The organism is Aeoliella straminimaris, assembly GCF_024054565.1.
GTDB lineage: Bacteria > Planctomycetota > Planctomycetia > Pirellulales > Lacipirellulaceae > Aeoliella > Aeoliella straminimaris.
The window spans coordinates 1-13,677 of the sequence record NZ_JAMXLR010000009.1; the positions used below are offsets into that span (position 1 = coordinate 1).

At 56.5% G+C, this 13,677-nt stretch carries 6 protein-coding genes; all 6 read right to left on the reverse strand.

Annotation, left to right across the window (positions count from 1 at the left end; translation table 11 throughout):
• Positions 1-261: 261 nt before the first annotated feature.
• Positions 262-1,368, reverse strand: a complete 1,107-nt coding sequence (locus NG895_RS02375; RefSeq protein ID WP_252850844.1) for an IS110 family RNA-guided transposase — start codon at positions 1,366-1,368, stop codon at positions 262-264.
• Between the two features lie 319 nt (positions 1,369-1,687).
• The gene (locus NG895_RS02380; RefSeq protein ID WP_252850845.1) at positions 1,688-3,508 is read right to left on the reverse strand and encodes a right-handed parallel beta-helix repeat-containing protein; all 1,821 of its coding nucleotides are present in this window, start codon (positions 3,506-3,508) and stop codon (positions 1,688-1,690) included.
• Between the two features lie 727 nt (positions 3,509-4,235).
• Positions 4,236-8,204, reverse strand: coding sequence for a pentapeptide repeat-containing protein (locus tag NG895_RS02385; RefSeq protein WP_252850846.1), 3,969 nt, complete (start codon positions 8,202-8,204; stop codon positions 4,236-4,238).
• On the reverse strand, positions 8,194-9,402 hold the full coding sequence (locus NG895_RS02390; protein WP_252850847.1) for a ScyD/ScyE family protein: 1,209 nt from the start codon (positions 9,400-9,402) through the stop codon (positions 8,194-8,196). Before NG895_RS02390 ends, NG895_RS02385 begins: the two co-directional genes overlap by 11 nt.
• A 273-nt stretch (positions 9,403-9,675) precedes the next feature.
• A complete protein-coding gene (locus tag NG895_RS02395; protein ID WP_252850848.1) occupies positions 9,676-12,543 on the reverse strand; it encodes a serine/threonine-protein kinase in 2,868 nt (955 codons plus the stop codon).
• 101 nt (positions 12,544-12,644) lie between these two features.
• On the reverse strand, positions 12,645-13,202 hold the full coding sequence (locus NG895_RS02400) for an ECF-type sigma factor (RefSeq protein ID WP_252850849.1): 558 nt from the start codon (positions 13,200-13,202) through the stop codon (positions 12,645-12,647).
• Positions 13,203-13,677: the final 475 nt, after the last annotated feature.

The following is a 13,677-nucleotide window of genomic DNA, read 5'->3' on the forward strand; positions in this document are numbered from 1 at the left end:
ACATCTCTTCGTGGATCCCGCTCCTCGATGCGAGGAGTCGCCCGACCGGTTCGGTCGGCACTTAGCATTCTTCCTTCGACCGTCCTGTGTGGCGTGGTTCGTCTCAATCAACCTCGCGTCATGGTGCGTTGGCAGGCCAACGCCCAGATCCATGGACCACCTCAGACTGAACCAAGCCCACAGGGGCCTCTGCCTTGGCAGAGGCCAATGCAATCAGCTTCGCCGTTCGTGTTGTTTCTCCCCGTCCTTTGGTGTCGATCCTCATGCCGCAGGGGCGGCGGAATCCCCCTCCTTGCGCAACCGTGGCGGCGGTCCGCCAATCGTGTACGGTTCCTGATACGTGAGCATGTGCCACAGGATCGTCGTGATTCGGCGCATGACCGCCACGCGTCCGATCTTAGAGCCACGTCGCAGCTTTATCTTTCGATACCACTCGCACATCTTTGGATCATATTTCAGTACGTGCACCACCAGTTGCCCGAGGATGAAGCGTGCCGTCTTGCTTCCTTGTTTGGTAATCGAGCCCAACCGGTCCTGAGCGTTGCCGCTATTGCGGCACCCGGGCGTCAATCCAAAGTAGTTGGCCAGGCTGCGAGGCCGTGGAAAACGCTCGATCGGGCCGATGCGACTCGCCAGGGTCAGGCCACTGTAATGCTTGACTCCCGGAATGGTCATGAGGATCTGCGTGGCATTGATGAGGCCGACGGGGACAGTGCGACTCACGCGCTCGGCAATCTCGTTGTCCACCTGGTCAATCTGTTCGTCGCAGATCTCCCACTCCTTGAGAAGCATCTCCATTTCCAGTCGATCGATGGGCGGTAGGGGAACGTCAGCGAGCCAACGGCGCCCGGCTCGGGTTTGAAACGTCTTGGTTGGGTACTGCCAGATCAGATTGTGGCGATTGACGATCCGGCGAATCTTGTTGACCACGCGGATGCGACGTTGTCCCAGATTCTTCCGTAGTGAGGTGAGTTGCCGGTCTTCGCGCTCTTGCTGCGTCACCATGTAGACACGGCGAAGCCCCCGCACAACCTGGCCAGTAGCCAGACGCTGGCGATTTAGCCACAGCAGATCGGCCAGCTTCTGAGCATCCCTGCGATCGGTCTTCTTCTTGGAGGGCTTTTCGGGATGAATCAACACAATCTCCCGGCACTTCCATTTTCGCAGTTCTTCGACCAGCCAATCGTTGAAACCGCACACCTCGAGAATCGCCATAAACTGGGCGGCCATCTTGGTGAACTGCTCGAAAAACGCGGCGATCTTCTCGGGACGTGTGCTCACTTGTCGGCGCAATACGGTGTCACCGTCCTCATTGCGGACACAAACGGTGAGCTGCTTGGCATGTTGGTCGATGGCGAGGTACAACATAACTGGGTTCTCCTGGTGGTTTTGGCGAGCCAAACGGCGACGCCGTGTATAGTTAACTAAACCAGGAGAACCTATTTTCTTGACCCCGTCGCCTCTTTCATAGAATCAACTTCGTTCAGTTAGGGAGTTCGCCAAGTTGCAGCGGTGGGGTGTAGGCGAGGCTACCGCTGCGCTTTCCCATCGTTCACTCTGACTGGTGGCGGTGAACACCTCACGAGCCGCGCGTTGAGGATTCGGTCTCCGAGGTGTCTTCTGCAGAGCATCACCTCCGAGCTTTGTCGGGGATACCGTCGTACCGCTATGTTCGAGTAGATGCCCCCTAATGCCAATCGTCAAACACGGAGGCCAGCGATGATTCGAGGATCGCTGGCGAGGTTTGTCGTGGCTGCTCCTCGCTAGCTGAGTCGAAGTCAAGCAGCTGTGAATCGTCGCTATCGTCCTCTTGTTGTCGCAGCAGTAGAAGCAGCGATGGCTGGTCATTGATGCCGTTTGACGTCGATGATGATTTATCTCGTGATGTTCGGGAATCGGTCGAAGAACTTTCCGGTGAATTGTACGTTGCAAAGGCTACGTCAGCTGCAGGACTTGATGCGTCGCCAGCGGTTTCACCAGTTGCTCCCGATTCAGACGTAGCCGTTGCACTCAGCGTCGCGACGGGAGAGGTTGCTGCCGTGACTGATAATGGATAAATATTCCCAAAGTTGTCTTTCCACAGTTGGTAGTCTGCCGTGTCGACGCCGTTCATGCCGTCGCCATGATTGTTGATGCTGCTTTCGTCGGCCGCGCCCAGGTTGTTCCGCCAGACGACATAGTCGGCCAAGTTGACCGTGCCGTCGTTGTTGAAGTCGCCGGGATGTTCGACCAAGGCGACTTGCAACTCGAACGCGCCAATATCGATTCGGCCACCTGTCACACGATCAAACCCCCCGCCGCGTTGATCGAACTCGGGCACGTCGCCCACACCGGCAACGGCCGCCGGGTCGCCCGCGTCAATCGCCGGGCTGCCGGGCAGCAGGGAGTGGGTGAGAGTCGGCCCGCCGTTATCTTGCAGCGGCCCCAAAAGAGGATTGATCGGGCTTTCGCTGCTACCAACTAAATTGCCATCGATGCCGTTGGCCAAGCCTCCCGTGCCGATGAGATTGTGCGTGCCGCCGATAACGCCCCCTCCGATATCTGGAAAGCCAAAAGCCATGTTCCCGGCGATGAGACTGCCGCTGAGAGTCACGTAGTTTCCATTGAGAATACCCCCGCCATACTGAGCAGAGTTGCCCGTGACGGTGCTGCCCCTGACGGTTGCCGTACCTTGGTTTTCCATACCGCCGCCGTGCCAACCCGCCGAGTTGCCCGAGAGCGTGCTGTTGGTAATGATCACCCCTCCACCATACTGATTGGAGATGGCGCCGCCATAATAGGAGTAGTTGTTGGTGAGGGTACTTCCGATGAACGTCGCTGTGCCTGCATTGTTGTTATAGATACCACCACCATAGGTGAGCGTTAGGTTGCCCGAGAGTGTGCTGTCGAGGAGGGTCACCGTACCACTGTTGTAAATACCGCCGCCGGCATAGCCCGCCGAGTTGTTAGAGACACTGCTGTTGATTAGGGTTGCCGTGCCATCGTTGAAGATCCCGCCACCTTTGGAGCCCGCCGAGTTGCCCACGATGGAGCTTCCGGTGATGGTGAGATTCTCTCGATTGTAGATCGCGCCGCCATAGTCGAATCTGTCTCCGCCGGTGAGCGTCAGGCCGCTGAGTTGAACGACGATCTGGTGGTTGGAATCACCGTCGTTGATGTTGAAAATGCTGAAGCCGTCTCCGCTCAACGGGAAATGGTCGATACCGTCTCCCGCATCGATCGTCAACTCGGCGAGAAGGGCAGAGGCATCAATCGTCACGACTCCAGCAATACTCAGCTCGCTAAGCAGTTGGATCGCGCCGCCAGAGAGCGAGGCGGCAAAGTTGATCGTGTCGGCACCGGCGGTATTATTCGCTGCTACTATCGCTTCGCGGAGCGAGATACCGTCGTGGCCGTCGTTGTTTGTCAGCTTGGCAATCGACATGACATTGCCGTTGACCAGGTCATTGAGATTGCTGACTGTGACGATCGACAGCATCCGGCGGTCTTCTAGCGGTTCGATTGCCATTCGTCGCTCTCGTGCTTGGCGAGCAAGCTTCGAACTCTGTTTCAGGCCGCGCGCATATCGATCTCTGTTAGCCAATCGACCGAACATACGATTCACCTTCGCCGCGCTTTGGACTTGAAAGCTACATCCGCCGAAGACGCGTACGGCAATGGAGCTACGGGAGAGGGGCTACTCAGTCGCCATTCTGCGAACTGAGAAACTCACGCGAGCAAGCCAAACACTCTTGGATCAGCGTCGATCAGCCTGCGCAGGCAGCGAGTAGTGCGGAGAAATTCCAAGAAACGCCAGAGAGGCAGAGGGAGTGGTACATAGTGGCGCCGCTTCGCATTGGAGAACAACCGGGCCAAGCTTAAGTCGAATCAATCCTACACCCTTGGAGAGGGGTGTCAATCAGAGGTAGCTTTAGGCAGTCAAACCAGATTCTCAGGGCCGCCGTCATTTTTGCTTGTCTGCAATGACCTTCCCCCGTTTCTTGACCCAAGCGCAGTGCGAGATTATTCATTATCTCGCACTGCGAAGGATGCGGATCACACGGTACAAGTGGGTGTCAAGGTCGCTGTCTTCGCCCACATACTTGGCATTCAAACTGACTGAGGGTGCATCGGCCGAGGCGGCTGGGGGCTTCACCGAACTGACGGAGGTAGCCTCGGCAAGGAGACACTGCTGGGAATTCTCGCCGGGCGTAACTCGCAGCAACTGGTCCAGCTTCGGCAGATCCGATCTACCCTCAACTGGCGGCGGTGTCCACACCGCAGCAACTTGGCAAGGCCGATACCAACCCATGGCGACAACGGAAGCTGCTCACCAGCACGAGCACCGTCAACCATACGCTGGTACTCGGTTCGGGTACCGTGGCATTGGCAATGGAGTTTGGTGGCGGCAGTGTTGCCCCAAAGTTGTTCTTCCAAGCACCGTATTGTGCCGTACCAATTACCCCTGCGTTGGGGTCGTTCACCAGTGTGCCGGCAGCAGCACCAACGTTGTTGCGCCACACGGTGTAATCGGCCAGATTGACGATGCCGTCGTTGTTGTAATCGCCAGGCAAGCCGACAGTCCCCAGCAATGTAACTTCGCCAGTGGCGTAGAGCTCGGATAGATCCCAGTTGTATGGGCTCACGACATGAAACGCACCATTTGGCGTGACGCCGGTCCAATCAAAGAGATGAATCGTACGGCCGCTTTGGGTGGCGACGTTGACATCGGAGGCGAACCCCAATTCCAGCGTGCCGCCGAGTATGACGGAAATGCCAGGTTCAAACGAAACCGTTGAATCCCAGGTGTCCGCGTCGAACTCCATCCGCAGCGTACCAGTAGTGTCCATCGTGAAATACTCTTCTATAAAGATCGGCAGTGGGCCCGCCGGAGGACTCGCGACCGGATTCCCATCGTAGTCACGCACGGTCAGCGATTGATTGGTAGTGAGATTGAGCCCCGCGACGTGCCCGTCGGTTTGAATCAGATTGGTTGTAACCGCGTCGGTAGTCGTTGCAAATCGAAAACTGGCGCCTCGCGAATCGGCACCGGCTAAGTTTGCGCCGGTTAGGTCTGCACCGGCGTAGACGAAGTAACCGTAATAAGGATTGAATTCTTCCAGCCCCGCGAAATTCGCATTGGTCAGGTTAGCGTGGCTCAGGTTCGCGCCAGTCAGATCGGCACCAGGAGAGTAATCGAAAGCAGCGAAGTCGGCGTTTGTCAAGTTCGCGTGGCTTAGGCCGGCATTGACCAATGTCGCGCGTCGAAACCGGGCGTTTGCGAGGTCTGCCCCGGTGAGCACCGTGGAAGACAGGTTGGCAGTGAAGAAGTCTTGGCCGGCGAAGTTCGCGCCACTCAGATCGATGCCAAAAAGGTTGGTGCCGTGAAGATCGTACGCCTGGTAGCTCGCGGTCGAGTAGAGTTGTGCCGCTGAAATGCCAGTTGCGTCGAAGTCGGCAAGGGCAATGTTGGCACCTGCGAAATTCGCCTGGTCGAGAATTGCGAAACTGAATGTGACCCCACGCAGGTTCGCGTTCGAAAAGTCGGCGCCGGTGAGATCGGTGGCAACGAAGTCCGCAAACACGAGTAATTGGTTGGCCAGATTCACGCCACTGAGATTGCTATCACCCAGGTAGATGCCGTTCATCTTGCCCGTTTGATAGCTGGCCGTAGAGTAAAGCTGCGGCAAGGTGATTCCGGTCGAGTCCAGGTGGGCGAACTCAATGTTAACGCCACTAAGATTCGCTTGGCTAAAATTTGTGCCCGTGGCATTCGCGGACCTTAAGGACGCGTTTGTCAGGTTCGCCCCGATAAATGTCGCGCCCGCCAAGGCTGCGTCGTCAAACAATGCATTCGTGAGGTTTGCATGGCTCAAGTCAGCATTCGTGAGTGTGACGGAGTGAAAGCGTGCGCCACTCGCATCGGCGCCTGAAAGGTTCGCGCCGCGGAGGTCCGCTCCGCTGTAGTAGTAGCCATCGCTGGAGAAATCGGCATTAGTCAGGACGGCTTCGCTGAGATTTGCGTTTTGAAGCGTGCCGCCGCGGTAGCTAACGCCAGTCAAGTTTTGCCCGGCAAGGTTTGCGCCGGCGAAGTCGTTGCCGGAGAGCACGATGCCGGTCAGATCTTGAGACTGATAACTTGCGGTCGAATAGAGTTGGGCCACACTGATGCCAGCGCTAGAGCCATAGTATCCTTCGAAGTTCGCGCCTCGGACTTCGGCCCCGCTTAAGTTTGCGCCGGTGAGGTTGACTCCATAGAGATTGGCGTTGGTGAGGTTCGCGTGGCTGAGATTGACGTTGGAGAGGTTTGAGCTGGTGTAGTCGCCATGAAGCGTCGCATTCGTGAGATTGGCGTAGCTTAGGTCTGCCCCCGTCAATTCGGTGGCATCGAAGTCGACGTTCGAGAGGTTGGCGTGATATAGATTCGCACCGGCCAGCGTAAGCACATAGAACGCCGAACCGGATAAATTCTGGCCGGCTAGATCTACACCGGCAAAGTCCCAGCTCAGTCCAATTCCACGCAAGTCCTGGGCCTGATAGCTGGCGGTGGAATAGAGTTGTGCGATGGAAAGCCCCTCCCCCGTACCATTCATGAGATCCGCGCCGCTTACATACGCCCCGGACAGGTCCGCTCCGGTCAGTCGGGTGAAGTAGAGGTTTGAATTGCGGAGATCTTGGCCTGACAGGTTTGCACCGCCAAAGTCCAGGTTTCGGAGACTGATTCCGGTCAGATCATGTGATTGGTAGCTGGCCGTCGAATAAAGTTGTGGCAACGAAATGCCCGTGCCATTCCAGTTAGCGCCATCGTTAAAGCGGGAGAAATCTGCCCCCCGAATCTCAGCCCCGGAGAAACTTGCGCCAGTAAGTGTAGCGCCGTTGAGGGACGCGTCGATAAGAGACGCCTGGCTGAAGTTGGCGTTGTTCAGCTTTGCCCGAAAGAAGTCGGCATTCGTCATGATTTGGTCAACGAAATCTGCTCCCAATAGTTGGTTCCCGGCGAGACCGATTCCTGCAAGATCACGGTTCTGATAGCTCGCCGTCGCGTACAGTTGAGCGGCGGTGATGCCAGTGCCACCGGAATAGCCATCCAGCTTGAAGTTCGCGTCCCGCACATCTGCATTTGTAAAGTTCACGCCAGTCAACGTAGCATGCTGAAAGTCCGCTCCGCGCGCATTGGCATTGCTCAGGTTCGCGCTGGTCATTGTAGAACCTTCGAAGGATGTGTCCGTCACGTTGGCTTGGTTGAACTTTGCGCTGGTCAGGTCCGAAAACCTGATGAAAGCCCGCGTCAGATTGGCCTGGCTCAGATTGGCACCGGCCAGGGTGCCATAGAATCGCGCACTTGTGAGGTTCTGACCGACCAAATTGACGCCGGCAAAGTTGTCAGTCAGGGCGATACCTGACAGGTCTTGCGCCTGGTAGCTTGCGGTGGTGTAAAGCTGCGTCGCAATAATTCCGGTATATGAGAGACTCGTCCCGCGCACATCGGCTCCCGTCAGAGTTGCACCCGTTAAGTTTGCGGCATCGAAGTCTGCATTGGTTAGAACCGCGTTGGTGAGGTTGGCATTGGTAAGTGTCGCGTAGTGAAAAGTTGTGTTGGTGAGGTTCTGGCCGGCGAGGTTGACGCCCATCAGGTTCAGGTCTGCTAAGATGATTCCGGTCAAGTCGTGGGCCTGATAGCTGGCCGTTGTGTAGAGCTGTGCCGCGGTGATCCCGGTGCCGCTGATAGCTCCGTAGGTACGGAAGTTCGCCCCGCGCACTTCGGCCCCGCTTAGGTCGGCGCCCGAAAGATCGGCGGCCCAATTCGCGTAACTGTTGTTACCGACGGTAATGCCCCAAAATGATGCGTTGTTCAGATTAGCCTGGCTTAGATTCGCCCCGGTCAGGATGGCGCCAAACAAGGAGGCGTCGGTGAGATCGGCCTGGCTAAGATTCGTGCCAGTTAGATTGGACGCGTAGGCTTGGTCGGACCAGTAATCGTGATAGGCACCGAGAGACGCACCGACGAGGTACGCTTTGGTGAGGTCTCGATAAGGGAGGTATGCACCGGATTCAATATTCGCTCCTGCGCCATCAGGTGCCAGTATCGCGCTCTGTTGCCTACCCATACCGGGGTTTGCCGGATCGATGTACTCCCACTGATAAATGTCAGCGTGGGCAACTAGGGTCGGACCGAGCAGAATTGCCAGCGAAGCGGTTTTGAAGACTTTCCTGTTAAAGTACATCGGAATCTTCTTTCTCGTTTTTCCGCGAGCCGCAATAGATCAACGACATGGCACCAATGGCCGCGAACAGAAATGAACGTGGTTCGGGCACTTGCGAGAGCCGAAGCACCTGACCGCCTCCAGGCGAAGTTCCCAAATTCGAGACGTAGAGCGCTCCATCGGGTCCAGCAAGAACGCTTGTGGGGAAGAGGAGCCCGTCGCTCACAATAAGGGTGCGTTCGTCCGTCATGCCATCAATCTTAAATAGCGCGCCTGGCCCTGGACCCATCATCGACGCCAGCCCGTTCGACGAAATCTGCAACACATAAAGGTTGCCCTCGTCATCGAACATGAGGTCGATAATGTTGGTGAAGCCCGCGTGAGCGACCGAGAGCTCGTTAGTATCTGGGTCAAAACGGTAAACGTTGGCCGCACCAGGCGGGAACGGAAAGCCGGTAAGTTGCCCGAAGTAATAGGCGTCGTCGGGACCGATGGTAAGCCCGGTGGGCACCGATTGGTAAACTGGTGGACCAAACGGCAACGGATTGGGCTGGGCCGGCAGCACGGCCAGCGTCGACACCACCCCCAATGGTGTTGCGCGAAGCAGGTCGTTGGCGCCAGCGTCTGTTACTACGAAATCGCCACTGGCCGTGCGCGCCATCCCGAATGGATTGCTGTCGAGACTTCCGCCGGCAGGATTGAATGTCCGTTCGTGGGCGGCGATGTCAGCGATAGGCTCTATCGTGCCCGTCCCATCCAGCGAAAGTCGTGCGATCGTGCCGAGTGGGGCGCCCGCCGGACCAAGATTGTCATCTCGCTGCGTGGCGTCCGCACCGAACGCGAAGAGCCCAAATGCCTGTCCGCTGCCATCGAAGGCGATTTCCTGCAACCCTCCCGCATCTTGCCCTGAGGCCGTGGCGACGGACGGCAGTCCGTTTAGCACGCGCTCCTGGATACCACCCACAAGTCGAGACAATCCGCTCGTGGATCCGAGAAGCGCCGTACTTCCATTGCCCAGTACGACAATGGGGCCATCGCCTCCGCTACCGGCTTCCGCCACGTACAACCCGCCGTCGGGTCCCCAGGCCAGCCCACGAGGACTAACGAGGCCGCCCATTACTTCTTCCATCACGTAGGTGGCGGCAAAAAGCTCTTGCTGAACCGCCGCCATCCACGTCAAAGAACAGACCGCTATCGCGAGGCAACGACTTACTTTCATGACAAGGCTCCAAGTGAAACGCACGATAAGGCCGTCGGCCCGTGGGACCGAAGCTCCAGACCTCATTAGTCAGTGCGACGTCTTGCACGAGGTCGCGCAAATAAACTGGAAAAATAGCCGTCCAGTTCGTAAGCAGCCAAAGGTGGTGTCTAGCTGGCAGTCCGATGCCCCAAGCGAAGGTGCTCCCTAAGGACGCTCATAGCTCCCGAAAGAACTGCCCGATAGGCAAGATGAGGTGGTAGTTGCCGTCGTTCGAATGCCTTTGTGGTCGGGTTAGTCCTCGTCAGCCATTGTTCTGGCCAATTTGCGGACAAGCGACTGGAAGTCATCCCTACCGAGCAAGCTAGAAAGATCGCTGTCATGTTGAATCTGTGCGACGTCGTGGTAGCCAACCGCAACGGCCTGAGTAAGCCAAGCCATAGCGCGATCGGACTCTTCCTTGGCAAACCGGGCCGATTCGACTTCCGAGGTGAGTGAGTCCTGTGCGACGACCGTGGCGGTAATCGCTCGGAAACAGGCTGCACAATAGAGGCCGCTCGCATCGGTACGACCAAGGTTCTCCCACATTTCGACAGTCCTTCGGCAGCCGTCGCTGTCGCCAACGGTTTGGAAGTGTCGCATGCGGAGCTTCAGCAAACGCCAGATCATTGATGGCTGAATTGGTTTGCCCTCCGATCGCTTCAGGCATTCGTCAATCAGCGGCCACGCCTCTAAGTTACGATTTAAGTCCGCGAGGCTAGACGCCACGCCCCACATCGACATCAGGGTGTCGGGATGATCGGAGCCAAGTTGGGCACGCTGAAATTCCAGGGTGGCTTCGTGTAGTTTCAGCGCGTCGTCGTACAGTCCGAGGGCGGTGTAACTGGTCGCCAAGTTATGCATGTCGCGCCAGGTGGAGGGATGGTCTGACCCAAGCCTTGCCTTGTCGAGCATTAGCGTCTCTTCGCGGAGTTGGAGCGATTCGGAGTGACGGTTGAGATTGAAATAACTTGTAGCCAGGTTACCCATGACCCTTAGTGTGTCCGGGTGGCTCGGCCCCAGTTTGTTCCGAGTTAGAGCCAGGGTTCGTTCTCGGAGCATGGCGGCATCTGAGTTTCGGCCGAGATGAGAGTAGCTGTTGGCAAGATTGTTCATCGTGAGAAGCGTCAAACGATGATCGGGGCCAAGCGTGATTTCTTGCTGCGCAAGGGTATCTTCCCGTAGCTTGCAGGCTTTCTCATGCCGACCGAAAGTTTCGTAGCTATTGGCCAAGCCGTGCATGCTCACCAGCGTGGCGGGGTGTCCAAGACCAAGATGATTTCTTTGCAGCTCGAATGACTTTTCTCGCAAAGAAAGAGCATCTCCGTGCATTCCAGCTTCATCGTATCGGTTGGCCAATGCATCCATACTCCAGAGTGTGTCCTTGTGAAGTGGGCCAAGCTCGGTCTTTTGCAAAGCCAATGTTCTTCTCTGAAGCTCCAATGCCTCATTTCTTCGACCTGCGGCCGCGTAGCTGACAGCCAAGTTCCCCATGGTCTTAAGCGTGTCCGGATGCACCCGGCCCAGATAAGTCTGGAATAGCAGGTAAGCTCTTTCCTCATGCTCTATCGCCTTCGCAGTTTCCCCGAGGTCGGAGAACGCCTTACTTAGCGTGGCCCTAAGTCGCGCTTCAACGATCGGTTGATCGGAAAAGCTTGATTCGATGTCAGTTACAGAAGATTCGATGGCCTCTTGCAGCGTCACTTCGCGACCAAGCCCCCCGTCCGTACCTTGCGGCCCAGCAGCTGCCAAAATCTTATTGCGCACGAAATCTAGTACAACGCGGGCCTCGGCTTCGCGGGACTCCGCGTTATGACGCTGGCTCGCTTCTGCCTGACGAGCCCGCTCCGCGCGGAGGAAGCCGATCGTGGTGCCGACTACTCCAATGAAAAGCGTTAGCAGTAGAAGTGACGCCACTATCACCGGCCCTCTATTTCGCCTGATCGCCTTTCGAAATTGATACAGACGCGATGGTGGACAAGCCTGCACAGTATCGTTATTCAAATAGCGTAGTATGTCCGCGGCTAACCCATTCGCGCTGGCGTAGCGGCGGTTGCGGTCTTTCTCGATCGACTTTAGAACGATCCAGTCCAGCTCACCTCTAACTAACTGGATTAATTTCTTACCGTCGGAACTTCTGTTAGCTGCAATCGCGGACAACCCTTTTGCCGTGGAGAGTCGTGTGCTTGGTATAGGGGGAGTCTCATCTCGAATAATTCGCAACAATTCGTCGAAGACGGCTGCATGCAATCTTTTACCATCAAACGGTAGCATTCCAGTCAGGAGTTCGTATAGCAGGACGCCGAGCGAATAGATGTCGCTTCGCGTGTCGACATCGATTTGATTTAGCCCGGCCTGCTCGGGACTCATGTATTCCAGTGTCCCAATGAGTTGCCCCGTTTCGGTAAACAGCGTGCAGTCTGTCAAACACAGAGCAGTGGCCTTAGCAACACCAAAGTCAATGACTTTCGGTATGGGGTGGTTGTCGTATTCCGCTACAAGGACATTCGTGGGCTTAATGTCGCGATGTATCACTCCTTTTTGATGGGCATGCTGCACTGCTTGACATACTTTGAGAAACAAATTCAGCCGCGTAGCCAATGGCAGTTGCTTTTCGTCGCAGTACTCTGTAATCGGCACACCTCTTACCAGTTCCATGGCGAAGTATGGACGACCATTGTCGGTTGTGCCAGCATCGAGCACCTTCGCAATGTTGGGGTGATCCATCATCGAAACGGCTTGCCGCTCAGCATCGAACCTGGCAAGCACTTGTCGCGAATCCATGCCGGGCTTGATGATCTTTAGGGCGACGGTCCGTTGCAGCGGCTCCGCCTGCTCGGCCATGAAGACCACCCCCATTCCACCTTCACCGATTAGGCGCAAGAGCTTGAAAGGCCCGACCACTACACCAGGTTGCTCAAAATCAGGCTGATCTGTCTCGGTGCCCCCAACGACCGGTGGTATGTCGAGTATGAAGGTCTCTTGACGTTCGTGTTCGGCAAGCAGCAGGTCGACACGGTGGCGCAAATTGGTGTCGGAACTGCATTCCAGGTCCAGAAACTCTGTCCGATCGGCCGAATTGTCGAGGGCAATCGCTTCAATAAAAACATCGCGTTCGCGCATGGCCGACACCAATCCACGAGTATGACACATTTCCTACACATTTAGTGCGACAATAAGGGCTTAACCGCGCAAAGAATTTTGTCACCATCGCTCTAGCGTGGCTACGACGACTCCATTTCATGCCTCAGCCAAGCACGAGCAAAGGACCACATAAAATCCGCTTTTCGGGGAGATACACCGAGTAACTCCGCGGCTCGGGGCACGGTCATTCCAGCGAAATAACGAAGTTTTACTAATTCTGCAGATTGAGAGTCTTGCTCCGCTAGTCTCGACAATGCTTCATCCAAGGCGAGCAAATCGTCGCACTCCTGGGGGGCGGCGATAGAGGAGATATCCAACTCTTCCCATTTTCGATTTCCTCCGCGTTTAATCCGCGCGCGTCGCCGAGCGTTCTCCACCATTATTCGCCGCATGGCTTCGGCAGCCGCGCCAAAGAAGTGTGCTCGCCCGTTCCAATTTTGGTCGGGATTCCCCTTAACCAGCCGCAGGTACGCTTCATGAACAAGTGCAGTTGCTTGAAGTGTTTGACCGGGTTTCTCCTGGGAGAGTCGTGCGGCTGCGAGCCTACGCAATTCGTCGTAAACCAATGGCAATAGCTCGTCGGCGGCGGACGGATCGCCGCGTTCAATCTCCGATAAAATGTGCGTTACTTCTAACAAGGACGCCCCTGTTTTTGTAAGGTTGCCCCTTGGTCACGACGCAGCGACTCTAAGCCAATGGTCGAAAGTGGTCGCCGACTGACTCGACGTCGGATTTCGCGAGAGGGATTAGCAGCTGACCCCAGAAGCTTCCGGCGTGGACGCCTCACTTCTCGATTCAAGCCAATCGGTTCGGCAGAGCACCACGACCCTGCAACTTGCGAAAGGAGTGGTTTGAAGTGACTACATTATCCGATGACACAAGTCCGTGGTCAATCGGACAACCCGAACCGCGAACATAAAATCCCAAGTTTGAATGGTCCCTTGGGATGACAAATCCCAGGCGACTCGGCGGGAGTTTCCCCCGATCTGGCTCGGCGTCTTCAACGAACTCCGATGCCGCGGTTCCTTCTTTGCAATACAGCGATGGTCGGTCCCACGGCCTGCAATTCCGCCTTGCCCTATCTGCAGCAGTCGGGTGCATCGGCCTTTGCGG